Below are 25,431 nucleotides of genomic sequence, written 5' to 3'. Positions count from 1 at the left end.
TCTGCCCTGCTGGCGCCGGTGTTGGCGGTGATGGTCGGCACGTCGGGCCTCCGATGCAGAAGTTGGCCGAAAAACGGAGGGGTTGGGTGCACGCGAGGCCGAAACCACATGTGTCGGCCCCCTGTTGCACCACCCTTCGCTCCCGGCGTTCGACGACGTACGCGCGCAGGTCGGAACGGGCGCGCGGCGCGTCGACCGCGACTGCGGGACGTACGGAGTGCCCGAGTACCTGTAACTGTAGGGACACGGAGCGTTTCTCGTGAAGGCGGGGTGGGGGCGCGAGGGGGCGTAAGGGGCGCAGCGCGGCATTGCGCCAACAGCCGCGCTCGGGCATGCTCCGGGGTCAACCCGCGTCCGGGGGCCGCGCCCCGCGTTCCTGGGCAAGGGGGGACTGTCGCCGTATCCTTGGGGTAAGGGTCGGGAAAGACGGTTCCAAGTCGTCATTGCGCCACCCGCCCCGCAGAACACCACCACCGTTCCCTCCGCAAGAGGACTCCCCGCGCCGAGACATCCATGGCTGGACACGAGATCCCCGAACCCGCGGACCGCAAGCAGGTGGCCGATCCGACGGTCACGCCTGCCGAGGCGGAAAGCGCGCGCCATTCCTGCGACCCGGCGTTCCAGCACGGTGTCGTCGTGGGCTTCGACGGCTCCCTCTCCAGTGAGCGGGCGCTGGCGTACGCGATCGGCATGGGACGGCGTACGGGTTCCGGCCTGATCATCGTCCACGTCGCCAACCGGCTGCCCACCACCGTCTGGGCGGGCTGCGAGCCGCCCGTGTTCGTCGACGTGCCGGACCACCGCACCGAGGTGCTGGGGCTGGAACTGGCCTGCGCGGACCACCTCTCCGAGGTGCCCTGGATCCTCGTCGAGCGCGGTGGCGACATCTGCCACGAGCTGGAGGAGGTCGGGCAGGAGTACGAGGCCGACGCGATCGTCGTCGGCTCCACGCACGGGTTGGCCGGGCGCCTCTTCGGCTCGGTGGCCGGGCGGCTCGCGCGCCGCGCGCAGCGCCCCGTCGTCGTCGTGCCCTAACGCCCGACCCGACCCGCGCCGACCCGCGCCGACGTCCCGCCCCGACACCCCCGCCGTACCACCCCGCCGGTGCGCGCTCCGCGCCCGCCCGCGCGCCGTTCGCGCCCCCGCCGTGACCCCGTCGTTCCGTATCCGCCCCGAAGAATCCGCCCCGGCAGGTGGATTGTGCGCTTGTGATGGGCATACAGAGAACAGCGCGCTGCCGACCGGGAGGTGACGGTCCCGGGTACGGCAGCCCACCCGCCGGCGTCTTGGGCAACGCCGGCATCGGGAGGCGGACTCCCGCGCGGTTGGTGGCCCGCGCGGGAGTTTCGCCGTCACACGCCCGTCGGCCGCCCCGCTCCCGGGCGGCGGCGCGCACGGGCGACCCGCCACCACCGGTCACCGGGCCGCCCGCTCACCCGCTCCCGTACCGGCCCGCACCCCGTATCCCGCACCCCGTATCCCGCACCCCGTACCCCGTACCTCGCTCCCCGTACCGCCGGGGTCACTCCACGGTGACGGACTTGGCCAGGTTCCGCGGCTTGTCGATGTCCCGGCCCAGCGCCAACGCCGTGTGGTAGGCGAAGAGTTGCAGCGGGATGCCCATGAGGATCGGGTCCAGTTCCGGCTCGTTGCGCGGCACCACCAGCGTGTGGTCGGCCTTCTCCTGCTCGCTGTGCGCGAGCGCCAGGATCGTGCCGCTGCGTGCCTTGATCTCCTCCAGCGTGGCCCGGTTCTTGTCGAGCAGTTCGTCGTCGGGGAGGATCGCGACGGTCGGCACCGCCGGTTCGATGAGCGCCAGCGGCCCGTGCTTCAGCTCGGAGGCCGGGTACGCCTCGGCGTGGATGTACGACACCTCCTTGAGCTTCAGCGACGCCTCCCGCGCCACCGGGTAGCCGCGCACCCTGCCGACGAACATCATGCTCCTGGCCTGCGCGTACTCCCCGGCCAGCTTCTCGATCCGCGGCTCCTCCGCCATGATCTCCGCGATCTGGCCCGGCAGCGCCCGCAGCCCCGCGATGATCCGCTTGCCGTCCGCCACCGAGAGGTCCCGGATACGGCCCAGGTGCAGCGCCAGCAGGGCGAAGGCGACGGCGGTGTTGGTGAAGCACTTGGTGGAGACGACGCACACCTCCGGCCCCGCGTGCACGTACACGCCGCCGTCCGTCTCGCGCGCGATCGCCGAGCCGACGACGTTCACGACGCCGAGCACGCGCGCGCCCTTGCGCTTCAGCTCCTGTACGGCGGCGAGCGTGTCGTACGTCTCGCCGGACTGGCTGACCGCGATGTAGAGCGTGTCGGGGTCGACGACCGGGTTGCGGTAGCGGAACTCGCTGGCCGGTTCGGCGTCCGCCGGGATGCGCGCCAGCTCCTCGATCAGCTGCGCCCCGATCATGCCCGCGTGGTACGCGGAGCCGCAGCCGAGGATCTTCACGCGCCGTACGCCGCGCGCCTCGCGGGCGTCCAGGTTGAGGCCGCCGAGGTGGACGGTCGCGAAGCGGTCGTCGATGCGTCCGCGCAGCACCCGGTCCACGGCGTCGGCCTGTTCGGCGATCTCCTTGTGCATGTACGTGTCGTGGCCGCCCATGTCGTACGACTCGGCCGCCCACTCCACGGTCTCCGGCGACGCCGACGTGCGCGAGCCCTCGGTGGTGTACGTGCGGTAGTCGTCGGCCTTGATCGTCGCCATCTCGCCGTCCCCGAGGGTGACGACCTGGCGGGTGTGCGACACGAGCGCCGCCACGTCGGAGGCGACGAACATCTCGCGTTCCCCGATGCCGAGGACCACCGGGGAGCCGTTGCGGGCGACCACGATGCGGTCCGGGAAGTCCTCGTGCAGCACGGCGATGCCGTACGTGCCCTCGACGTGCCGCAGCGCCTGCCGTACGGCCTCCTCCAGCGTCTCCGCGCCGTCCGCGCCCGCGCGGGCCACCAGGTGGGCGAGCACCTCGGTGTCGGTGTCGGACGCCAGTGGCACGCCGTCGGCGGTCAGCTTGGCGCGGAGGTCGGAGGCGTTGTCGATGATGCCGTTGTGGACGACGGCGACCTTGCCCTCGGTGTCGAGGTGCGGGTGCGCGTTGGCGTCGGTCGGGGCGCCGTGGGTGGCCCAGCGGGTGTGCGCGATGCCGGTGGTGCCGGTGAAGCGCTTGGGGATACGGGACTCCAACTCCCGTACGCGGCCCTGGGCCTTGGCGGTCCGCAGACCGGCGCTCCTGCTGTGGACGGCGATACCCGCGCTGTCGTAGCCCCGGTACTCCAGGCGCTGGAGGCCCTCCAGGAGCAGGGGGGCGACGTCGCGTTTGCCGATGTATCCAACGATCCCGCACATGCGCTTCTCCTCGGCAGTCGTGTCGGTGCTGTGTGCCCGTGCTGTGTGCCCGTCGCCCCGGGCCGGGGGTTCTCGCGGCGGTCGGCCGCGGTCCGGCGGTGGTGCGTGCCCGTACCGGGCGGCGCCGCGCGGGTCAGCCGTAGACGAGGCGGCGCAGCTGACGGAGCGACAGCTCGGGCGGCGCCACGGCGCGGTACGGGAGTTCGGCGGCGATCCGTTCGAAGATCGACGGGTTCCGCAGCCCGCGGGACTGGAGCTCGCGGTGGCGGCGGCGGACGAACTCCTCGGTCGTCTCGTCGAAGTAGGCCAGGACGTCCAGGACCACGCGCGCCGCCTCGCCGCGCGGGAGCGCGGTGGTGCGGACGAGGTGGTCGAGGAGGTCGTCGTGGACCGGTACGGGGCTTTCGGGCACCCGTAGATATTGGGCCCTGGGGGGTCGTTCCGCAAGAAACCTGCCCGATTCCGGGCACGGAACGCCGGATTGGCGCAGTGGAACCCCCGTGGAACGGGCCGGGATTGGTCTACACCTTGACCCCCGCCGGGCCGCGCGGTACGAGTGTGACCGGAGCGTGACCACCACCGGCCCGCGACTGCCCACCCCCGTACCCGCCACCCCCGTACCCGTCGCCGCACCTCACCCGTACCGGCCGGGTCACCTCCCGCCAGGTCCCCCCACCGTGAACGAGGCCCCGAAGGGATCGCTCGTGAGACGCATCCTGCCCACGCTGTTCTGCGCTGCCCTGCTCGTCGCCGCCGTACCGGGCGCCGTGTCGGCCAGCGCGGCGGCCGCCGGAACCCCCGGCACGTCCGGTACGTCCGACACCCCCGGCACGTCCGCCGACGGGCCGCGCCCGCTGGACCACGTCGTACCGGCGCCGGCGTCCGTGACCCCCGAGGGCGACCCGTACACCCTCACCGAGGACACCGCCATCCGCGTCCCGCAGGGTTCGGACGACGCCCGGAAGGTCGGCGAGCAGCTGGCCGAACTGCTGCGTCCGGCCACCGGGTTCGCGCTGCCCGTCACCGACGACGCCCCCGCCGCGGGCGCCGACGGCGGCATCCGGCTCAGCCTCGGTGACGGCGAGGACGGCGCCGACCTCGGCGCCGAGGGCTACCGGCTGGACGTGTCCGCCGACTCCGTCGCCCTCCGCGCGGGCACCCGCGCCGGACTGTTCTACGGCGTGCAGACGCTGCGCCAGCTGCTCCCCGCCGCCGTCGAGGCGGACACCGAGCAGCCCGGCCCCTGGCAGGTGGCGGGCGGGCGGATCACCGACGCGCCGCGCTACGAGTACCGCGGCGCGATGCTCGACGTGTCCCGGCACTTCTTCACCGTCGACCAGGTCAAGCGCTACATCGACCAACTCGCCCTCTACAAGGTCAACAAGCTGCACCTGCACCTCTCCGACGACCAGGGTTGGCGGATCGCCATCGACTCCTGGCCGCGGCTCACCGAGTACGGCGGCAGCACGGAGGTCGGCGGCGGCGAGGGCGGCCACTACACCAAGGAGGACTACGCGGAGATCGTCCGTCACGCGGGCGAGAAGCAGCTCACCGTCGTCCCCGAGATCGACATGCCCGGCCACACCAACGCGGCCCTCGCCTCGTACGCCGAACTGAACTGCGACGGCGTCGCGCCCCCGCTCTACACCGGCACCGAGGTCGGCTTCAGCTCGCTGTGCGTACCGCTGGAGCGCACGTACGACTTCGTGGACGACGTCGTACGGGAGGTGGCGGAGATGACGCCCGGCCCGTACCTGCACATCGGCGGCGACGAGGCGCACTCCACCAGCGACGCGGACTACGCGGCGTTCATGGAGCGGGCGCAGGCGACCGTGGCCGAGTACGGCAAGAAGGTCATCGGCTGGCACCAGCTCGCCGGGGCGGAACCGGCCGAGGGCGCCGTCGCCCAGTTCTGGGGGACCACGCAGAGCGAACCGGAGCTCGCGGAGGCGGCCCGCAACGGCACCCGGGTGATCCTCTCGCCCGCCAACCGCGCCTACCTGGACATGAAGTACGACGAGAGCACGCCGCTCGGGCTGAGCTGGGCGGGGTACGTCGAGGCGCGGCAGTCGTACGACTGGAACCCGGGCACGTACGTCGAGGGCGTGCCGTCCGAGGCGGTGTACGGGGTGGAGGCGCCGATGTGGTCGGAGACGCTGGAGACGAACGACGACATCGAGTTCATGGCGTTCCCGCGGCTGCCGGGCATCGCCGAACTGGGCTGGTCGCCGGAGGAGTCGCACGACTGGGAGGCGTACCGGACGCGCATCGCCGAGCACGGCGAGCGGTGGGACGCGCTCGGCATCGAGTGGTGGCGGTCGCCGCAGATCCCGTGGACGGAGTGACGGGACGGAACGCGGGCTGGACGGGGCGCGCGACCTGGACGGCCTGAACGGGGCGCGTGCGCCGCGGAGTTGACGTGCGGGGCGTACGCACGGGGCGGGCGGGCGGGGCCCGCCCGTCCCGTGCGGCGCGCTAGAAGCGGGCCAGCACCGCGGCCTTGGCCGCCGCGAACTCCTCGTCCGTCAGCACCCCGTCGCGGTGCAGCTCTCCCAACTCGCGGAGGCGGCGCAGCAGCCGGTCGTGGTTGCCGTCGTCGGAGTCCGCCCCGGCCGGGGCGGACGGCGTGCCCGAGGTGGCCGGGGCCGGGCCGTCCGCCGTACCGCCCGGCCCGTCGCCCTTGCCCAGCGCCACCCGCTCCGGTCCCGCGCCCGCCACAGCGGCCGGGCGCGTACCACCGTCCAGCGCACGGCCGTCGGCGCCGTCCCCTTCGCCACGGCCGACGCGGTGGCCGTCCGCCGAACCGTCGGTGCCCGGGTGCGGCATCCGCGCCGTGACGGCCGCGGCGAGCAGCACCGAGCCGCCCGTCTCGCGGGCCTGCCGTACGCCCCACAGCATCAGGCAGTTGGGGTCGTGCTGCGGCTTCAGCGCGGCGTGCGCGCCCTTCGGGCGGAAGCGGAGGCTGCCGTTCTCCCATCCGATCGCCGGGGTCCACTCCACCGACGCCAGCTCCCGCAGGGCGAACGTCCGCGGCCCCACGGAGGACTTGCTCTCCTCCGTCAGCCAGTTCCACTCGAGCTGGACGCGCTCCCCGTCGAAGGTCGCCGTCCCGTCCGTACCGGCGGCGGTCAGCGGGACGGACGGGCCGGGCAGCAGATAGCGGTCGCAGGGCGTCTCCGGTATCTGCTCCAGCAGCAGCGCGTGGCGCACCTCGTCCACCACGTATTCCGCGACGCCCGTACGGTCCGGCTCCACGGCCAGTTGGTACGGGTCGGCCTGGTCCGTCAGCCGTCCGCGCGCCACCTGCGTGAGCGGGTCCGCGCCGTCGCGCAGGCGCAGCCGGAGGCGGCCGCCCTTGCGCCCCGCCTCGTACGCGATGCCCGCCACCGCCATGAGCGGCACGGCCACCTCACCCAGCGTCCTGCGCAGGTTGTGCACGCCCTTGCCGCTGCCCGGCACGATCCGGACGGTGGTGCCGTCGAACGTCCAGGTGCCGGTGCGCTGGATGATTTCCGCCATCCGCCCATTATCCCCGCGCCCCGGCGCCCGTACGTGGCCGCCGGGACGCGCGTGTGCCCGCCGGGCCCGCCCGCGTGGCCGCAACGCCCGCCCGCGTGCCCGCCCGGTCAGCCGCGTCAGCCGACGCCCAACTCCCGGGCGATGAGCATGCGCTGGACCTCGCTGGTGCCCTCACCGATCTCCAGGATCTTCGAGTCACGCCACATGCGGGCCACCGGGTACTCGTTCATGAAGCCGTACCCGCCGTGGATCTGTGTGGCCTCACGGGCGTTCGTCACGGCGATCTCCGACGAGTACAGTTTCGCCGCCGCCGCCTCCTTCTTGAACGGCTCGCCCGCGAGCAGCCGCGAGGCCGCGTCCCGCCACGCGACGCGCGCGGTGTGGGCCCGCATCTCCATGTCGGCCAGCTTGAACTGGATGGCCTGGTTCGCCCCGATCGGCCTGCCGAAGGCCGTACGCGTCCGCGCGTACGCCACCGACTCGTCCACACAGCCCTGCGCCAGGCCCGTGGCCAGCGCCGAGATCGCGATGCGGCCCTCGTCGAGGATGCGGAGGAACTGGGCGTACCCCCGGCCCTCCTCGCCCAGCAGGTTCGCCGCCGGGACCCGCACGTCCGCGAAGGACAGCTCGCGGGTGTCCGAGGCGTTCCAGCCGACCTTGGAGTAGGGGGCGGCGACCGTGAAGCCGGGGGTGCCGGACGGGACGATGATCGAGGAGATCAGCGGGGCGCCGTTCTCCTTGCGGCCGGTGACGGCGGTGACGGTGACCAGGCCCGTGACGTCCGTGCCGGAGTTGGTGATGAAGCACTTGGTTCCGTTGATCACCCACTCGCCCGTCTTCTCGTCCCGGACCGCGGTCGTACGGGTGCCGCCCGCGTCCGAGCCGCACTCCGGCTCGGTCAGCCCGAACGCGCCCAACCGCTCGCCCGCGCACAGCTTCGGCAGCCACTCCCGCTTCTGCTCCTCCGTGCCGAAGCGGAAGACGGGCATCGCGCCGAGCGAGACCCCGGCCTCCAGCGTGATCGCCACGGACGAGTCGACGCGGGCCAGCTCCTCCAGGGCGAGGCAGAGCGCCAGGTAGTCACCGCCCATGCCGCCGTACTCCTCGGGGAACGGCAGTCCGAAGAGGCCCATCTCGCCCATCTGCCGGACGATGTCGTACGGGAACTCGTGCCGCTCGTAGAACTCCCCGATCTTCGGCGCCACGACGTCGTGGGCGAACTCCTCGACGGTGCGGCGCAGTTGCTCGTGCTCGTCGGAGAGGCGGTGGTCAAGGGACATGGGTCACTCCTTGTGGGAGAGCGCGCGGACGGTACGGGAGGGGCTGGGGCGGCCCAGCCGTTCGGCCATCCACACGCTGGTGGCGGTCAGGCGGCCGAGGTCGACTCCGGTCTCGATGCCGAGGCCGTGCAGCATCCACACGAGGTCTTCGGTGGCGAGGTTGCCGGTGGCGCTCTTCGCGAACGGGCAGCCGCCGAGGCCGCCCGCCGACGCGTCCACGGTGCTGACACCGTGCCGGAGCGCGGCGTACGTGTTGGCCAGCGCCTGGCCGTACGTGTCGTGGAAGTGGACGGCGAGCCGGTCCCGGCCGACGCCCTCCGCGTCCAGCGCGGTGAGCAGGCCCGTGACCTGGCCGGGCGTGGCGACGCCGATGGTGTCACCGAGGCTCAGCTCGTCGCAGCCGAGGTCGACCAGTCGTCGGCAGACCCGGACGACCTGCGCGGCCGGGACCGGGCCCTCCCAGGGGTCGCCGAAGCACATCGACAGATAGCCGCGCACCGACGCGCCCGCGGCGCGGGCCCGCGCCACGACCGGCTCGAACATGGCGAGGGACTCGTCGACCGTGCGGTTCAGATTGGCCTTGGCGAAGGACTCCGTGGCGCTGGCGAACACGGCCACGTCCCGGGCGCCCAGCGCCAGGGCGCGGTCCAGTCCGCGTTCGTTCGGCACCAGGACCGGCAGCCGCACCCCGGTCAGGTCCGCCAGCCGCGGGTACAGCTCCTCCGCGTCGGCCAGCTGCGGCACCCACCTGGGGTGCACGAAGCTGGTGGCCTCGACCGTGCGCAGCCCGGCGTCCGCCAGCCGGTGGACGAACTCGGCCTTCACCTCGACCGGGACGACCGCCGACTCGTTCTGGAGGCCGTCGCGCGCGCCCACCTCGTGGACGCGGACCCGGGACGGCAGCCCGTCGGCCCGCACGGTCATGGGCAGCCCCTCGGGCGGACCCTGCGTCATCGCGCACCCTCCCCGCTCTCCCGGGGCGTGTCCGCCGCCTCCGGTGCCGCCTCTTCCGCCAGCGGCTCGACCACGGCCAGCACCTGGTCCATGGCGACGGTGCCGCCCGCCCGTACGTCCAGCTCGGTGACCGTCCCCGCGTACGGCGCGGCGATGACGTGCTCCATCTTCATCGCCTCCACCACCAGCAGGCTCTGCCCCGCGGCGACCGTGTCACCGACGGCCGCCTTCACGACGGTGACGGTGCCGGGCATCGGGGCGGTGAGGGCCTCGCCGCCGTGCGCGCCCGTCCGGCCCCGCAGCGCCGCCTCGACCGGGTCGTGGTCCCGGACCTGCCACGCCTCGCCGTCCCGGCCGAACCAGCGGACGTCCGCGTCGGCGGCGGCGTACGTGAAGCGGTGGCTGACCCCGGCCCACACGAGCCGCAGGTCACCGTCGCCGCCCGAGCCCGTACCGGTGCCCGCGCCCGTGTGCAGCGCCGCCTCCGTCGGCGGGCCGTCGCCCACGCGCACCTCCCGCACGCCGGTGCCGCCGCCCGGCGCGGGCCGGGCGCGCACCCGGACGGCGACCGGGTCGTGTCCGTGCACCCGCAGGTGGTGCACCGTCCAGGCCGCCTCGCCGCCGAGCCGCCAGCCGTTCGGCACGGAGAACGGGTCGGTCCAGCCGCTGCCGCCCCCCGTACCGTCCGCGCCCGGACCCGCCCCGGCGTCCGGCTCCAGCGCCGCGTGCCGCAGCAGCGCCGCCGCCGCGTACACCTCGTCCGGCACGTCCGTACGCACCAGGGTGTGCGCGTCCCGGTCGACCAGGCCGGTGTCCAACTCGCCCGCGCGCACGGCCGGATGGTCCAGCAGCCGCCGCAGGAACGCCGCGTTCGTCTCCACCCCGAGCACCGAGGTGCCCGCGAGCGCCGCCCGCAGTCTGCGCAGGGCGGCCGGGCGGTCCGGGCCGTACGCGATGACCTTCGCGAGCATCGGGTCGTACGCCGTGCCGACCTCGGTGCCCTCCACGAGCCCGGAGTCGGTCCGCACGCCGTCGCCCGTCGGCTCCCGCAGGAGCACCACGGTGCCCGCCGACGGCAGGAAGTCCACCCGCTCCGGCCGCCCGGTGTGCTCGTCGGTCCCGAGGCGGGCCGTCTCCGCGCAGAGCCGCGCCTCGACGGCGTGCCCGGTGAGGGTGATGTCCTCCTGCGCGTACGGCAGCCGCTCGCCCGCCGCGATCCGCAGCTGCCACTCCACCAGGTCGAGGCCGGTGACCAGCTCGGTGACGGGGTGCTCGACCTGGAGCCGGGTGTTCATCTCCATGAAGAAGTACGCCCCGGGGTCGTCGCCCGGCACGATGAACTCCACGGTGCCCGCGCCCCGGTAGCCGCACGAACGCGCGGCCTCCACCGCGGCCTCGCCCATGGCGGCGCGCGTCGCCTCGTCCAGCAGCGGGCTCGGCGCCTCCTCGACGATCTTCTGGTGGCGGCGCTGGAGGGAGCACTCGCGCTCACCGAGGTGCACGACGTGCCCGTGCCCGTCCGCCAGCACCTGGATCTCGATGTGCCGCGGCCGGTCGATCCAGCGTTCCACCAGCAGGGTGTCGTCCCCGAAGGAACCGCGGGCCTCGCGGCGCGCGGCGGCGATCTCCTCCGCCAGTCGCGACTCCTCGCGCACCAGCCGCATGCCCTTGCCGCCGCCGCCCGCCGAGGGCTTCAGCAGCACGGGCATGCCGATCTTCCGCGCGGCGGCGGACAGTTCGTCGTCGCTCAGGCCGCTCCCGGACGAGCCCGGGACCACCGGCACGCCCGCCGCCCGCACCGTCTCCTTGGCGCGGATCTTGTCGCCCATCAGCTCGATCGCGTCCGCGGGCGGGCCGATGAACACCAGGCCCGCGGCCTCGCAGGCGCGGGCGAACGCCGCGTTCTCCGCGAGGAAACCGTATCCCGGGTGCACGGCCCGCGCGCCCGTACGGCGGGCCGCGTCCAGCAGCCGCTCGACGGACAGATAGCTCTCGGCGGCGGCCGTCGGGCCGATGCGGACGGCGGTGTCCGCCTCCCGTACGTGCCGGGCGTCGGCGTCCGCGTCGCTGTGCACGGCGACCGAACGCACGCCGCTCTCCCGGAGGGTGCGCAGCACCCGGACGGCGATCTCGCCGCGGTTGGCCACCAGCACCGTGTCGAACATGGTCATGCTCCCCCTCACATCCGGAAGACGCCGAAGTTGGGCACGCCCGGAGCCTTCTGCGGCAGGGGCGCGTTGGCACACGCGGTCAGGGCGAGGCCGAGGACCGTCCGCGTCTCCAGCGGGTCGATCACCCCGTCGTCCCAGAGGCGGGCCGTGGCGTAGTAGGCGTTGCCCTGCCGCTCGTACTGCGCGCGGACCGGGGCGCGGAACTCCTCCTCGTCCTCCGGGCTCCACTCCTCGCCGCGCGCCTCCAACTGGTCGCGCTTGACGGTGGCCAGGACCGACGCGGCCTGCTCGCCGCCCATCACGGAGATCTTCGCGTTGGGCCACATCCACAGGAAGCGCGGGTCGTACGCCCGGCCGCACATCGAGTAGTTCCCCGCGCCGTACGAGCCGCCGATCACGACGGTGAGCTTGGGGACGCGGGTGCAGGCCACGGCCGTGACCATCTTCGCGCCGTGCTTGGCGATGCCGCCCGCCTCGTAGTCCCTGCCGACCATGAAGCCGGAGATGTTCTGGAGGAAGAGGAGCGGGATGCCGCGCTGGTCGCACAGCTCCACGAAGTGCGCGCCCTTCTGGGCGGACTCCGCGAACAGGATGCCGTTGTTCGCCACGATGCCCACCGGGTGGCCGTGCACGTGCGCGAAGCCGGTGACGAGCGTCGTGCCGTACTCCGCCTTGAACTCCTGGAAGCGGGAGCCGTCCACCACCCGCGCGATCACCTCCCGTACGTCGTACGGCGTGCGGGAGTCGACCGGGACCGCCGCGTACAGCTCCGCGGGGTCCACCACCGGCTCCGCGACCGGCCGCACGGACCAGGGCGGCGTCGGACGGACCGGCAGGGTGTCCACGATGTGCCGCACGATGCGCAGGGCGTGCGGGTCGTCCTCCGCGAGGTGGTCGGTCACGCCGGAGACCCGCGAGTGCACCTCGCCGCCGCCCAGCTCCTCGGCCGTGACGACCTCGCCCGTCGCGGCCTTCACCAGGGGCGGCCCGCCCAGGAAGATGGTGCCCTGGTCGCGGACGATCACGGCCTCGTCGCTCATCGCCGGTACGTACGCCCCGCCCGCCGTGCAGGAGCCGAGGACCGCGGCGATCTGCGGGATGCCCGCGCCGGACATCCGCGCCTGGTTGTAGAAGATCCGCCCGAAGTGGTCGCGGTCCGGGAAGACCTCGTCCTGCATCGGGAGGAACGCGCCGCCGGAGTCGACGAGATAGACGCACGGCAGTCTGTTCTGGAGGGCGACCTCCTGGGCGCGCAGATGCTTCTTGACCGTCATCGGGTAGTACGTCCCGCCCTTGACCGTGGCGTCGTTGGCCACCACGACCACCTCGCGGCCCGAGACCCGGCCGATCCCGGCGATGACGCCCGCGGCGGGCGCCGCCCCCTCGTACATCCCCTCGGCGGCCAGCGGCGCCAGCTCCAGGAACGGGGAGCCCGGGTCCAGCAGGCCGTCCACCCGGTCCCGTGGCAGCAGCTTGCCGCGCGCCGTGTGCCGCGCGCGGGCCCGCTCGCCGCCCCCGAGCCGCGCGGCGGCCAGCCGCTCGCGCAGCTCCGCGGACAGCTCGCGGTGCGCCGCCTCGTTCGCCCGCCCGGCCTCGGACGCCGCCTGCACGCCGCTGACCAGCGTCGTCGCCTCCTGCATGCCGCTGAGCCCCCTCGAAAAGTTAATACTCGTTAACCCGCCCCTCCAGGTTAACGACCATTAACCGCGCTGTCTAGAATGGAACGCATGAGCACTGAGACGGCAGCCCCGACCCGGCGCGAGCAGATCCTGCGCGAGGCCGCCCGGCTCTTCGCGGAGCGGGGCTTCCACGGCGTGGGGGTGGACGAGATAGGCGCCGCGGTCGGCATCAGCGGGCCCGGCATCTACCGCCACTTCGCGGGCAAGGACGCCATGCTCGCCGAGCTGCTGGTGGGGATCAGCGAGCGGCTGCACGACGGCGGGCGCATGCGTGCCGAGGAGGCCGCGGCGGCCGGGCTCGCGCCGGGGGCCGCGCTCGACGCGCTGATCGCCGGGCACATCGACTTCGCCCTCGACGACCGCCCGTTGATCACCCTGCACGACCGCGAGCTGGACCGCCTGCGGGAGGCCGACCGCAGGCGGGTGCGCAAGCTCCAGCGGCAGTACGTGGAGCTGTGGGTGACCGCGGTGCGGGCCGTCTATCCGGGGCTGACGGAGCTGGAGGCGCGGGTGTCCGTGCACACGGTCTTCGGGCTGCTCAACTCCACGCCGCACCTGAGCGGTTCCGCCGAGCTGCCCGACCGGGCGACCACCGCCGCGTTGCTGCACCGTCTCGCCCGTGGTGCGCTGGGCGCGGTGGGTGACCCGGGTGAGGGCTCCCGTCCGGAGCCGGACGTGCTGCGTGCTCCGGAGGGGGTCGTGGAGGTCGTACGGGACGGGGGTCGGCCCGGCCTGGACAGTGCCGCGGACCGCCCGGTAACTTGACCTGAGCAAGCGCTTAGTGGCGTGGAAGATCATCCGGTGGCGGCGCGGCTCCGGGCCGCGGTGGAGGTGGCGCAGTGCGGCGTACGGTGTTCAACGAGGACCATGAGGCGTTCCGCCGGACCATGCGGGACTTCATCGAGTCCGAGGTCGCTCCCCACTACGCGCAGTGGGGCGAGCAGGGCTTCGTGCCCCGCGAGTTCTACAAGAAGCTCGGCGCGCTCGGCGTCTTCGGCATCGAGGTGCCGGAGGAGTACGGCGGCGCGGGCGAGTCCAGCTTCAAGTTCAACGCGGTGATCACCGAGGAGTGCGCCCGCGCGGGCGTGAGCTTCGGCGGCTCCAGCGTGCACACCGGGCTGTGCCTGCCGTACCTGCTGGCGTACGGCACCGAGGAGCAGAAGCAGCGCTGGCTGCCGCCGTTCGTCGCGGGCGAGATGATGACCGCCATCGCGATGACCGAGCCGGGCGCCGGGTCCGACCTCGCGGGCATGCAGACCACCGCGAAGCTGTCCGAGGACGGCACGCACTACGTGCTGAACGGTGCGAAGACGTTCATCACAGGCGGCGCCCAGGCCGACCGCGTCCTCGTCTGCTGCCGCACCTCCCCGCCCTCCCCGGAGGACCGGCGCGGCGGCATCTCCATCCTGGTCGTGGACACCTCCTCCGAGGGGTACGCGGTGGGCCGCACGCTCGACAAGCTCGGGCTGAAGACCTCCGACACGGCCGAACTGTCCTTCAACGACGTGAAGGTGCCCGTCGAGGACCTGCTCGGCGAGGAGGGCAAGGCGTTCGGCTACCTCGCGCACAACCTCCCGCAGGAGCGCCTCGGCATCGCCCTCGGCGCGTACTCGCAGGCGGCCGCGGCCGTGCGGTTCGCGCACGACTACGTGAAGGAGCGCACCGTGTTCGGCCGGGAGGTGGCGTCCTTCCAGAACACCAAGTTCGTGCTGGCCGACTGCCGTTCGGACGTCGACGCCATGCAGGCCGTCGTCGACCGGGCGCTGGAGGCGCACGACGCGGGCGAGTTGACGGCCGCCGACGCCGCCTCCGCGAAGCTGTTCACGACCGAGACTGCGGGCCGCGTCATCGACAAGTGCCTCCAGCTGCACGGCGGTTACGGCTACATGATGGAGTACCCGATCGCCCGCCTGTACGCGGACACCCGCGTCACCCGCATCTACGGCGGCACCAGCGAGGTCATGCGTTCCATCGTCGCCAAGTCGATGGGGCTCTGACCCCGCCGGGAGCCGTACGGGACCCGTCCGGCGGGAACGCTAGGCGATGTCCGGGCGACCTTCCCGCGCTCCTCAGGGATCGCCCGGACTCCACACCTAGCCGGTCAGCTCCGTGAACACCCGCAGCCACTGCTCCGGCGGCACCGCGCCCACCGGTGCCGCCGCGTCCATCCCCAGCCGGTGGAACGCGGCGCGCACCCGGCGGGTGCGGTACCGCCGGGCGAGGGTGGCCGCGAGCGAACCGCCGACCCCGGTGAAGCCGTGGTCGACGAACTCCCGGTAGTCCGCGAGCCGTTCGGGCGGCAGCAGCGGCGCCGCCCGGCGCTCCAGCCGGAGCACCGCCGAGTCCGTACGCGGTACGGGCGTGAAGCACTCGCGGCCGACCCGCGCCCCCTGCCGCCACGCGTACTCGGGCCACGTCCGCACCGTCAGCAGCGACCAGCGGCCGTACCCTCCGGTGCGCTTGCGCGCGTACTCCAGCTGCGTCAGCAGTGTCGCCGAGGTCAGCGCGGGCGCCCCCAGGCACCAGCGGACGATGTCGGAGGTGCGCGCGTACGGGATGTTGCCCACCACCGCGAACGGCTCGCGCGGTGCCCGCGCGCGCAGGAAGTCCCCCCGCACGGTGCGGACGTTGGGGTGCGCGCGCAGCCGGTCGGGGAGGCGGGCGGCGAGCGCCGGGTCGATCTCGTACGCCACGACGCGGCGTACGCGTCCGGCCAGCGCGCGGGTGAGCACCCCCTCGCCCGCGCCGGGTTCGACGACGAGCGCGTCGGGAGGGAGCGCGGCGGCGCGCACGAGGCGCTGGACCGCGGCGGGGTGGTGGAGGAAGTTCTGGGAGAGCGTCTTGCGGCGGCGTGCCACGGTCGAGGTCCTCTGGTGGAGGACAGGCACGCGGAAGCGGGGCCTGCCCGTGTCGGCAAGGGACACCGGAGGCCCTGGGCGCACGCGGGGACGCGTCGTCAGGTCGTGAGGGTGGGGTCAGCGCCCGCCCGGAGGCGGGGCCGTGCCCGCGGTGTGCGGGATCACGGCGGAGCGGGAGGTCCCGGCGGAAGCGGGAGTCCCGGAGGAACGCTGCGGACTCAGACGCCGGAGGCGTCCTGGCGGACCAGGGCCTGGCGCCGACCGCGCGGACGTGAGGTCAGGAGGAGGAAGCGACCGCAGCTCCGCGCGTCGGCGCGGATGCCGCTGAAGATCGCCGTGAATGCCGACATGGGGAGGACGGTAGAGGGGGAGGCGGAGCCGGGCAAACGAAATTCGCCCGGCCTCGCGCGCGGACGCGGATCGCACGGGTGCGCACGCGCACGGGTGCGGACGCCGCGCCCGCCGTCAGGCCGCCGCCGTGGTCGTCAGCCGACGCTCAGCTCGGCCGCCGCCAGCAGGTAGGCGGTCATCGGCTCGTAGAAGCGCGGGTCCACGACGTGGTCGTCCAGCGGGACCGCGACGGACAGGGTGCCCTCGGCCTCGCCCACGAAGAGCGCCGGGTCGTTGCAGTCGGCGAAGCCGACGGCCTCCACGCCGTGCTGCGCGGCGCAGCCCGCCCAGCCGTGGTCCGCGACGACGAGGTCCGGCGCGGCCTCCCCGGTGCGCGCGAGCGCGTCGAGGACCTGCCGCATCGGCTCCGGCGAGTGCGTGTGCCAGAGCGAGGCGCCGCGCTCGTACACCGCGACGCCCTGGAACTGGACGACGACGCCGTCGTCCGGGTAGAGGCCCAGCGGCGCCCGTACGATGTCGCAGCCCGCCAGGCGCAGCGCCAGCGCCAGCGTGCCGTGCATGTCGAGCAGCGCCCCAGGGTGGCCGGTCGCGAACAGCACCCGCTTGCGGCCCTCGGCGGCCTTGCGCAGCTGCGCCGCCGCGCGGTCGAGGGCGCCGACGGTCAGCTCGGGGTCGATGGTGTCCTGGCCGTGCCGGTGCTCCGGGTCGTCGACGACGCCGCAGCGCTCGGCCATGACGGCGAGCACGTCCTGCTCGTCGGTCCAGCGGTCGCCCAGTTCCAGGCCGAGCCAGAAGTGCCGGTCGCCGGTCGCGAGCTTGCGGTAGTGGGACAGGTTGTTCTCGCGGGGAGTGGCGACGTCACCGGCGATCCGGGTCCGTACGAGGTGCTCGATCAGCTCGGACCGCGAGGGCGCGGCCGGCAGTGGAAGTGGCAATGGCATGGCGCCATTGTGACTCGTACACCCGGTCGATGGACGGCGTGTCCAAAAAGGTCGGCCCCGATCATCGTTTCCGTCCATGTGGAGCGCCCGCGTCCGCTGCCTACGCTCCCCACCATGACGAGCACCCCGAACGACCTGCCCGAACCGCGCGACACCCCCGCGCCGCCCCCCGCGCGCGCGGACGGCGAAACCGCCCCGGCGGCCCAACAGGGCGACGGGGTACGGCAGTTGCCGCGCGGACCCGTCGACTCCTCCCGGGTGCCCCGGTACGCCGGTCCGGCGACGTTCGCGCGTCTGCCGCGGCTGGACGAGGTGGGGGGCCGGGCGGACGTCGCGGTGGTGGGTGTGCCGTTCGACACAGGCGTGTCGTACCGGCCGGGCGCCCGCTTCGGCGGGAACGCCGTCCGGGAGGCGTCCCGCCTGCTGCGCCCGTACAACCCGGCGCAGCACGCGTCGCCCTTCGCCCTCGCGCAGGTCGCGGACGCCGGGGACGTGGCGGCGAACCCGTTCGACATCGACGAGGCCGTGGAGACCGTCGAGGCGGCGGCGGGCGCCCTGCTGGACACGGGGGCGCGCCTGATGACCCTCGGTGGCGACCACACGATCGCGCTGCCGCTGCTGCGCGCGGTCGCCCGTCGGCACGGGCCGGTGGCGCTGCTGCACTTCGACGCGCACCTGGACACCTGGGACACGTACTTCGGCGCCGCCTACACGCACGGCACGCCCTTCCGGCGGGCCGTCGAGGAGGGCGTGCTCGACACCTCCGCGCTCTCCCACGTCGGCATCCGGGGGCCGCTCTACGGGCCGAAGGACCTCGACGACGACGCCAAGATGGGCTTCGGCATCGTCACCTCGGCGGACGTCATGCGCCGCGGCCCGGACGACGTGGCCGCGCAGCTGCGGGAACGGATCGGGGACCGGCCGCTGTACGTCTCCGTGGACATCGACGTCCTCGACCCCGCGCACGCGCCCGGCACCGGCACGCCCGAGGCGGGCGGGCTCACGTCGCGGGAGCTGCTGGAGATCCTCCGCGGGCTGGCGGGTTGCCGGCTGGTCTCCGCGGACCTCGTGGAGGTGGCACCGGCGTACGACCACGCGGAGATCACGTCGGTCGCCGCGTCGCACACCGCGTACGAGCTGACGACGCTCATGGCGCGGCAGATCGCGGAGGGGCGGGGGACGTCCGGGGGGAGCTGAGACGTCGTCCGCGCGCGCGGACGACGAAAGCTCACGCGCCACCGCGCGCGGGCGGTGCGCGCGGCGCGGAGGGCAGGCGGTTTCCGGCCTTGTTCGAGGTGGTCGGGCCGCGCGCGCGGGTGGTCCGCAGGGGTGGGCGCAACGCGTACGGGCGGGAACGGCGCTGGTGGGAGGCGGAGAGTGACGTTCCGTCAACGGATTGCAACGTTACAACCCGCTCACCTCTTGAATACGCAACGTTACTGATTCTGTTCGGTCGACGTGCAAGACGTGAAGGTTTTCGGCAGACTCCTGATCACTGTCCCGCGCGGGACGGGGCGTCGCACGACGGATGGCGGGCCGGCCCTGTGGGGGGTGCCTGGTCCGCCGAGGCCACCGGCACGGCGCCCGAAGGAACGGCCCCGGAGAAGTATGCGGCTCCTCCGGGGCCGTTACCGGTCGTCGCCCCGGTCCTTGCCCTTCGCACTCCGCCTGCCCCGTCGCGCCCCTCGTACTCCCGCCCGCTCCGGCCGGGATGAATTCCCGTCACCGTGATGTTGCACGGTCCGGCACCATGAGCGGTCGGACGGCGGAAGGGACGCGGGGCGTGGGGGAATCGGATACGGCGGGGGAGCGGGCCGCACGGACCGCGACGGGGAAGAGCGGTCCCGGCGCGGAGGAGGGGCAGCCGGGGAACGCGCGGACGGGCTGGGCACGGCGGCTGACCGCGCTGTGCTGGACGTACCGGCGCAACGTCCTGCTGGCGCTCGGCGCGTCCCTCGGCGGCATGGCCGTGATGGCGCTCATGCCGCTGCTCACGAAGGCCATCGTCGACGACATCGTCGACGGGGGCGACAGCAGCATGCCGCTGTGGGTCGGCCTGATGACCGTCGCGGCACTCGTCGTCTACGGGCTCACGTACGTCCGCCGCTATTACGGCGGCCGACTCGCCCTCGACGTGCAGCACGACCTGCGTACGGCCATGTACGACGCCATCGTCCGGCTCGACGGGCGCCGCCAGGACGAGTTGAGTACCGGGCAGGTCGTCGGGCGCGGTACGAGCGACCTCCAGTTGGTGCAGAGCCTGCTGTTCATGGTGCCGATGATGATCGGCAACGTGCTGCTGTTCGCCGTCGCGCTCGTCGTGATGCTGACGCTGTCGCCGCTGCTGACGGCCGTGTCCCTGGCGGTCGCGCCGCTGCTGTGGTGGATAGCCGGGCTCAGCCGTACGCGGCTGTTCCCCGCCACCTGGTACGCGCAGCAGCAGGCCGGTGCGGTCGCCTCCGTCGTCGACGGGTCGGTCACGGGCGTGCGGGTGGTGAAGGGCTTCGGGCAGGAGCGGCAGGAGACCGGGAAGCTGCGGGACGTCAGCCGCACCCTGTTCGCCGCCCGGCTGCGCACCGTACGGCTCAACGCCCGCTACATGCCCGCCCTCCAGGCGGTGCCGTCCTTCGGGCAGGTCGCCATGCTGGCGCTGGGCGGCTGGATGGCCACGCGCGGGGAGATCACGCTGGGCACGTTCGTGGCGTTCTCCACGTACCTCGCGCAACTCGTCGGCCCCGTACGGATGCTGGCCATGATGCTCACCATCGGGCAGCAGGCGCGGGCGGGCGTGGAACGGGTATTCGACCTGATCGACACCGAGCCCGCCATGTCGGAGCGGCCGGACGCGCACGCGCTGCCGGGGGACGCGGACGCGTCCGTCGAGTTCGACGACGTCGCCTTCGGGTACGCGCCGGGCGGGCACGGGGACGCCGCCTCCGAGGTGGACCCCGACGCGGACACCGGGACGGGTGACGGCGGCGCGCGGGAGCACCGCGTGCTCGACGGGTTCAGCCTGCGCATCGAGCCCGGCGAGACCGTCGCCGTGGTCGGCCCCAGCGGCAGCGGCAAGTCCACCGTCTCGCTGCTGCTGCCCCGCTACTACGACGCGACCGCCGGGACCGTACGCGTCGGCGGCCACGACGTGCGCGACCTGACGCTCGACTCGCTGCGCGCCGCCATCGGCCTGGTGCCCGAGAACAGCTTCCTGTTCTCCGACACGATCCGCGCCAACATCGCGTACGGCGCCCCCGGCGCGACCGACGAGCAGGTGCGGGAGGCCGCGCGCACCGCGCAGGCCGACGGCTTCATCACCGCCCTCCCGGACGGCTACGACACCACCGTCGGCGAGCAGGGACTCACCCTCTCCGGCGGACAGCGGCAGCGGGTCGCGCTCGCCCGCGCGATCCTCACCGACCCCCGGCTGCTCGTCCTGGACGACGCCACGTCCGCCGTCGACGCGCGGGTGGAGCACGAGATCCACGACGCGCTGCGCGGCGTGATGGCGGGACGTACCACCCTGCTCATCGCGCACCGGCAGTCCACGCTGGCGCTCGCGGACCGGATCGCCGTACTGGACGGCGGGCGGCTCGTGGACACCGGCACGCACGAGGAGCTGACCGCCCGCTGCGGGCTCTACCGCAGGCTGCTCACCGACCCGGACGAGCTGGCCGAGACCGTACGCGACCCGGCGGGGCTCGCGGCGCCGCCCGTCCACGCGGACGACGCCCGTACGGACGGCGCCACGGTGCCCGCCGAGGCCGCCCCCGGCGACGGGAACGGCGGCGTGACGCCCGCCCTGTGGGTGCGCCGGGACGACCCCGCGGGCACCGGCGGCGGTACGGGCGGTGGGGCCGCGTCCGACGCCGCGCAGAGCGGCCGTTCCTTCGGCCCGGACCTCGGCGCGCTGCCCGGCAGCCCCGAACTGCTCGCGCAGGTCGCGGCGTTGCCGCCCGCGAACGACACGCCGGACATCGACGAGGAGGGCGCGGAACGCGCCGAGGAGTCGTACGGGCTGCGCCGCCTGCTGCGCGGCTTCGGCCGCCCGCTGGCCGCCGCGCTCGCCTTCGTCTCGCTCGACGCGACCGCCGGGCTGGCGCTGCCCGTCCTCATCCGGCACGGCATCGACGAGGGCGTCAGCCAGCTCGCGCTCGGCGCCGTCTGGACCGCGTCCCTGCTGGCGCTGGCCGTCGTGCTCGTGCAGTGGGGCGCGCAGACGGGCGCCGTGTGGCTCACGGGGCGCGCGGGGGAGCGGGTCCTGTACGCGCTGCGGGTCAAGATCTTCGCGCAGCTCCAGCGCCTCGGCCTGGACTACTACGAACGCCACCTCGGCGGCGCGGTGATGACCCGTATGACGACGGACGTGGACGCCCTGTCGACTTTCCTCCAGACCGGGCTCGTGACCGCCGTCGTGTCGCTGCTGACGTTCCTCGGCATCCTGGTCGCGCTGCTCGTCATCGACGCGCAGCTGGCGCTGCTGGTCTTCGCCACGCTGCCGCTGCTGGCGGTGGGCACGTTCTACTTCCGGCGGCAGAGCGTGAAGGCGTACGAGCTGGCGCGGGAGCGCGTCAGCGGCGTCAACGCCGACCTCCAGGAGAGCGTCGCCGGGCTGCGGATGGTGCAGGCGTTCCGGGGGGAGGAGCGTGGCGCCGCCCGCTTCGCGGAGCGCAGCGACGGGTACCGGCAGGCGCGGGTGCGCGGCCAGTGGCTGATCTCCGTGTACTTCCCCTTCGTGCAGCTGCTCGCCTCCGCCGCCACCGCCTCCGTGCTCGTGGTGGGCGCCGGGCGGATCGGGGACGGGACGCTGACGGCGGGCGCGCTGGTGGCGTACCTGCTGTACATCGAGTTGTTCTTCGCCCCCGTGCAGCAGCTCTCGCAGGTCTTCGACGGCTACCAGCAGGCGTCCGTCTCCCTCGGCCGCATCCAGGAACTGCTGCGCGAGGAGACCACCACCCCGGCCGCCGCCGAGCCGCTGCCGGTCGACGGCCTCCGCGGCGACCTCGCGTTCGAGGACGTGCACTTCCGCTACGCCACGGCCGACGGCGAGGAGGAGGCGCTGTCCGGCGTCGACCTGCGCGTACGGGCGGGGGAGACGGTCGCGTTCGTCGGGGAGACGGGCGCCGGCAAGTCCACGCTCGTCAAGCTGGTGGCGCGGTTCTACGACCCGACGTCCGGCACCGTCCGCGTCGACGGCCGCGACCTGCGGCAGCTGGACCTCACCCGCTACCGGCACCGGCTCGGCGTCGTCCCGCAGGAGCCGTACCTCTTCGCGGGGACGGTGCGCGACGCCGTCGCGTACGGGCGGCCCGACGCGACCGACGCCGAAGTGGAGGCGGCGGCGCGGGCGGTGGGGGCGCACGACATGGTCGCGTCGCTCCCCGGCGGCTACCTGCACGAGGTGGCGGAACGGGGCCGCAACCTGTCGGCGGGGCAACGGCAGCTGATCGCGCTGGCCCGCGCCGAACTCGTCGACCCGGACGTGCTCCTCCTCGACGAGGCCACCGCCGCCCTGGACCTGGCGACGGAGGCGTTGGTCAACCAGGCCACCGACCGCCTCGCCCGCAGGCGCACCACGCTGGTCGTGGCGCACCGGTTGAGCACCGCCGCGCGCGCGGACCGCGTCGTGGTGCTGGCGCACGGCCGGGTGGTCGAGAGCGGCACGCACGCGGAGCTGCTGGCGCGGGACGGGCACTACGCCGAACTGTGGCGGGTGTACGCGGGGGAGCCGCAGCCGACGGCGGTCTGACCCCGGAGGGGAGCGGGCGGGCGGCGCGCACGGGCGCGGGTACGGGGCCGGGGCTCGGGGCGGCGCCGGGGGCCTCAGCGCCGCCCGCGCGGCTGGTTGCGCGGGTGGGCGCGGGCCGTCCGCTCGTTCCCCCGGCGGTAGTTGCCCGTCCAGCGGGCCATCACCGTCTGCGCGTCACCGGTGGCCACCTCCGCGAGGAAGCGCGCCGCGCGGTCGCCGCGCAGCGTCCCCGCGGGCCGCCCGTGGTGGCTGACGCGGACGCTGCCGTCCGCGTACCGCTCGTACGTGAATCCCCCCGCTGCCGTCATGACGACGACGCTACGGCTCACCCCTGGCAGCGCGCGACCAGGTATTCGTCCACCGTCTGCACGCGTCCGCCGTCGGGCATCGGTTCGTCCCCCCGCCGCCAGTGCGCGGCGGACACCTCGGAGTTGGCCACGAACGGTGCCGGTTCCCGCGTCCCGGCCGTGTACAGCGCGCCGTACAGCACCCGTCGCCGCGGCCCGAGGGCGGTCTTCGCGAAGCCCGCGAACCGGAGGTCGTCCTCGGCCAGCAGCTGCCCGGTCTCCTCGCGCAGCTCCCGTACGGCGGCGGCCCGCGGGCGCTCGCCCGGCTCGATCCCGCCGCCGGGCAGCTCCCAGCAGGCGCGCTCGTCCACGTACACCATGAGCACCCGTTCCGCGTGCCGCAGCAGCACCAGTACGTAGCCCACGGGCGCGTCGTCGAACCGCGCGTCCTCCGGCTCGTCGTGGAACGACAGCAGCTCCATGCCGAGCGGTCCGGAGGCGAGCGGCGCGGGCGTGGCGGCTGCGGGTGGGCCGGTAGTGGGCGGCGTGGCTGCGGGCGGCTGTGCGTCGGGGGCGGCCATGGGGCGAGCGTACGCCGTGGGCGTGCGCGGGCGGCTTCGGGACGGGGGCCGGGGGCGGCTCGCACGGCGCGTGCGCCGGATGGGCGAAGTGGGCGTATCCGGGGGCACGTACGCGGGGGCGCGCACGTGGGGAGGCGCGGAGCCTGGCGGAGCAACGGGTCGTCCGGATAGGTTCGCCTGCGACCTTTTCGGCCAGAAAGCGACCTCGGCCGAAAGCAATCGAACTCAAGGGGAGCGTGAATGGGCAAGGCGCTCAGATGGCTGCTGTCGCTCACGGTGCTCGTCGGCACCGTGGGCGCCGGCGGCGCGACGGCGATGGCCGTCACCGACACCGGCGACAGCGGCGGCAACGGCAGCCAGGTCGGCCACAAGGCCGACATCGAGGACCGCATTCTCGCGATCCCCGGGATGAGCCTCATCGAGGAGAAGCCCGCCGAGGGCTACCGCTTCTTCGTGCTGGAGTACGAGCAGCCGATCGACCACCGGCACCCGAAGAAGGGCACGTTCAAGCAGCGGCTGACGCTCCTGCACAAGGACGAGAACCGGCCGACGGTCTTCTTCACCTCCGGCTACAACATGAGCGAGGACCCGCGGCGCAGCGAGCCGACCCAGATCGTGGACGGCAACCAGGTCTCGCTGGAGTACCGCTACTTCACCCCGTCCCGGCCCGAGCCCGCCGACTGGAGCAAGCTGGACATCTGGCAGGCCGCCAGCGACCAGCACCGCATCCACAAGGCCCTCAGCCGGATCTACTCCGAGAAGTGGATCTCGACCGGCGGCAGCAAGGGCGGCATGACGGCCACGTACTACCGCCGCTTCTACCCGAAGGACATGGACGGCACCGTCGCCTACGTCGCGCCGAACAACGTCGACAACGACGAGGACTCGGCGTACGACCGGTTCTTCAAGAACGTCTCCACCGCCGACTGCCGTACGCGGCTCGCGGACGTCCAGCGCGAGGCGCTCGTCCGGCGCGACGAGATGGTCGCCCGTTACGAGAAGCAGGCCGGGCAGGAAGGCTGGACCTTCGACCAGATCGGGAACGCCGACAAGGCGTACGAGGTGCTGGCGCTGGACCTGGTCTGGGGCTTCTGGCAGTACCAGCCCGAGTCGGCCTGCGCCGACGTCCCGGCGAAGGACGCCGGTGACGACGAGCTGTACGCGTGGATCGACGAGGTCGGCGGCTTCTCCTCGTACACCGACCAGGGCCTCGAGCCGTACGTGCCGTACTACTACCAGGCGGGCACCCAGCTCGGCGAGCCCACCGTGGCCACGCCCGAACTGGCGGACGTGCAGCGCTACCCCGGCATCAACAACTCGCGGAACTTCGTGCCCCGCGACATCGCGATGCGCTTCGACAAGAAGGCCATGAAGGACATCGACCGCTGGGTCCGCAAGGACTCCGAGGAGATGATGTTCGTCTACGGGGAGAACGACCCGTGGGGTGCCGAGCCGTTCCGTCCGGGCAAGCGCACCGACGACACCCACGTCTTCACCGCTCCCGGCCAGAACCACGGCGCGGCCATCGCGACCCTCACCGAGGGGGACCGCAAGTCGGCCACCGACACGCTGCTCGACTGGGCGGACGTGGACGGCGACAAGCGCTTCTCCGGTGGCGCGGCGAAGCGTCTGACGACCGCCGACCCGCAGCTGGACCGGCCGGACACGGCGGAGCGCAAGCTCCGTCCCTGACGTCCGGTCGCCCAGGGGCGAGGCAGAGG

19 protein-coding genes are annotated in these 25,431 nt (G+C 73.5%); 7 read left to right on the top strand and 12 right to left on the bottom strand.

Annotated features, from left to right (window positions below; all coding sequences use genetic code 11):
* Positions 1–513: 513 nt before the first annotated feature.
* The gene (locus D7M15_RS08800) at positions 514–1,035 is read left to right on the top strand and encodes a universal stress protein (RefSeq protein ID WP_121516987.1); all 522 of its coding nucleotides are present in this window, start codon (positions 514–516) and stop codon (positions 1,033–1,035) included.
* Positions 1,036–1,522: 487 nt separating this feature from the next.
* Here D7M15_RS08800 and glmS read toward each other — a convergent pair whose 3' ends face one another.
* Positions 1,523–3,346, bottom strand: a complete 1,824-nt coding sequence (gene glmS, locus D7M15_RS08795) for a glutamine--fructose-6-phosphate transaminase (isomerizing) (RefSeq protein WP_121516986.1) — start codon at positions 3,344–3,346, stop codon at positions 1,523–1,525.
* 133 nt (positions 3,347–3,479) lie between these two features.
* Positions 3,480–3,758: a hypothetical protein gene (locus D7M15_RS08790; RefSeq protein WP_121516985.1), complete on the bottom strand. Its 279-nt coding sequence runs from the start codon at positions 3,756–3,758 to the stop codon at positions 3,480–3,482.
* Between the two features lie 292 nt (positions 3,759–4,050).
* Between D7M15_RS08790 and D7M15_RS08785 the strand changes: the two genes are divergently transcribed.
* Positions 4,051–5,691, top strand: coding sequence for a beta-N-acetylhexosaminidase (locus tag D7M15_RS08785; protein WP_276314443.1), 1,641 nt, complete (start codon positions 4,051–4,053; stop codon positions 5,689–5,691).
* Positions 5,692–5,821: 130 nt separating this feature from the next.
* Here D7M15_RS08785 and D7M15_RS08780 read toward each other — a convergent pair whose 3' ends face one another.
* From D7M15_RS08780 to D7M15_RS08760, 5 genes are all read right to left on the bottom strand, one after another.
* Positions 5,822–6,865 carry a DUF4429 domain-containing protein gene (locus D7M15_RS08780; RefSeq protein ID WP_121516984.1) on the bottom strand — a complete coding sequence of 348 codons (1,044 nt, stop codon included), beginning with the start codon at positions 6,863–6,865 and terminating at the stop codon, positions 5,822–5,824.
* A 116-nt stretch (positions 6,866–6,981) separates the two neighbouring features.
* Entirely contained in the window at positions 6,982–8,145 is a 1,164-nt protein-coding gene (locus tag D7M15_RS08775; RefSeq protein WP_121516983.1) for an acyl-CoA dehydrogenase family protein, read from the bottom strand.
* A gap of 3 nt (positions 8,146–8,148) precedes the next feature.
* Positions 8,149–9,099, bottom strand: coding sequence for a hydroxymethylglutaryl-CoA lyase (locus D7M15_RS08770; protein ID WP_121516982.1), 951 nt, complete (start codon positions 9,097–9,099; stop codon positions 8,149–8,151).
* On the bottom strand, positions 9,096–11,264 hold the full coding sequence (locus D7M15_RS08765; RefSeq protein WP_121516981.1) for a biotin carboxylase N-terminal domain-containing protein: 2,169 nt from the start codon (positions 11,262–11,264) through the stop codon (positions 9,096–9,098). Before D7M15_RS08765 ends, D7M15_RS08770 begins: the two co-directional genes overlap by 4 nt.
* A gap of 14 nt (positions 11,265–11,278) precedes the next feature.
* A complete protein-coding gene (locus tag D7M15_RS08760) occupies positions 11,279–12,910 on the bottom strand; it encodes a carboxyl transferase domain-containing protein (protein ID WP_121516980.1) in 1,632 nt (543 codons plus the stop codon).
* Positions 12,911–12,988: 78 nt separating this feature from the next.
* Between D7M15_RS08760 and D7M15_RS08755 the strand changes: the two genes are divergently transcribed.
* Both D7M15_RS08755 and D7M15_RS08750 read left to right on the top strand, forming a co-directional pair.
* On the top strand, positions 12,989–13,714 hold the full coding sequence (locus D7M15_RS08755) for a TetR/AcrR family transcriptional regulator (protein WP_206337336.1): 726 nt from the start codon (positions 12,989–12,991) through the stop codon (positions 13,712–13,714).
* A gap of 74 nt (positions 13,715–13,788) precedes the next feature.
* On the top strand, positions 13,789–14,946 hold the full coding sequence (locus D7M15_RS08750; RefSeq protein WP_121516979.1) for an acyl-CoA dehydrogenase family protein: 1,158 nt from the start codon (positions 13,789–13,791) through the stop codon (positions 14,944–14,946).
* Positions 14,947–15,042: 96 nt separating this feature from the next.
* Here the strand turns inward: D7M15_RS08750 and erm are convergent, their stop codons facing one another.
* The 3 genes from erm to D7M15_RS08740 all read right to left on the bottom strand — a co-directional run bounded on the left by erm (position 15,043) and on the right by D7M15_RS08740 (position 17,099).
* A complete protein-coding gene (erm, locus tag D7M15_RS08745) occupies positions 15,043–15,807 on the bottom strand; it encodes an ErmE/ErmH/ErmO/ErmR family 23S rRNA (adenine(2058)-N(6))-methyltransferase (protein ID WP_121516978.1) in 765 nt (254 codons plus the stop codon).
* A gap of 218 nt (positions 15,808–16,025) precedes the next feature.
* Complete coding sequence (locus D7M15_RS29375) at positions 16,026–16,157, bottom strand: hypothetical protein (protein ID WP_276314442.1); 132 nt, start codon at positions 16,155–16,157, stop codon at positions 16,026–16,028.
* A 135-nt stretch (positions 16,158–16,292) separates the two neighbouring features.
* Complete coding sequence (locus D7M15_RS08740; protein WP_121516977.1) at positions 16,293–17,099, bottom strand: phosphatase; 807 nt, start codon at positions 17,097–17,099, stop codon at positions 16,293–16,295.
* Positions 17,100–17,213: 114 nt separating this feature from the next.
* On the opposite strand from D7M15_RS08740, the gene speB reads away from it, so the two are divergent.
* Together speB and D7M15_RS08730 are read left to right on the top strand one after the other, a co-directional pair.
* Positions 17,214–18,296, top strand: a complete 1,083-nt coding sequence (gene speB, locus D7M15_RS08735; RefSeq protein ID WP_240649191.1) for an agmatinase — start codon at positions 17,214–17,216, stop codon at positions 18,294–18,296.
* Between the two features lie 700 nt (positions 18,297–18,996).
* Positions 18,997–22,842 (top strand): ABC transporter ATP-binding protein, encoded by a 3,846-nt coding sequence (locus tag D7M15_RS08730; RefSeq protein WP_240649604.1) that lies wholly within the window; start codon positions 18,997–18,999, stop codon positions 22,840–22,842.
* A 74-nt stretch (positions 22,843–22,916) separates the two neighbouring features.
* Here the strand turns inward: D7M15_RS08730 and D7M15_RS08725 are convergent, their stop codons facing one another.
* Both D7M15_RS08725 and D7M15_RS08720 read right to left on the bottom strand, forming a co-directional pair.
* Positions 22,917–23,150 (bottom strand): hypothetical protein, encoded by a 234-nt coding sequence (locus D7M15_RS08725; protein WP_121520455.1) that lies wholly within the window; start codon positions 23,148–23,150, stop codon positions 22,917–22,919.
* Positions 23,151–23,167: 17 nt separating this feature from the next.
* Positions 23,168–23,710: an NUDIX domain-containing protein gene (locus D7M15_RS08720; RefSeq protein WP_206337335.1), complete on the bottom strand. Its 543-nt coding sequence runs from the start codon at positions 23,708–23,710 to the stop codon at positions 23,168–23,170.
* A gap of 240 nt (positions 23,711–23,950) precedes the next feature.
* Here D7M15_RS08720 and D7M15_RS08715 point away from each other — a divergent pair, with 240 nt between their 5' ends.
* Positions 23,951–25,402 (top strand): S28 family serine protease, encoded by a 1,452-nt coding sequence (locus D7M15_RS08715; protein ID WP_121516974.1) that lies wholly within the window; start codon positions 23,951–23,953, stop codon positions 25,400–25,402.
* Positions 25,403–25,431: the final 29 nt, after the last annotated feature.

This window comes from Streptomyces sp. Z26 (assembly GCF_003665095.1).
Lineage (GTDB): Bacteria > Actinomycetota > Actinomycetes > Streptomycetales > Streptomycetaceae > Streptomyces > Streptomyces phytohabitans.
This window is presented reverse-complemented; position numbering and strand designations above follow the sequence as displayed.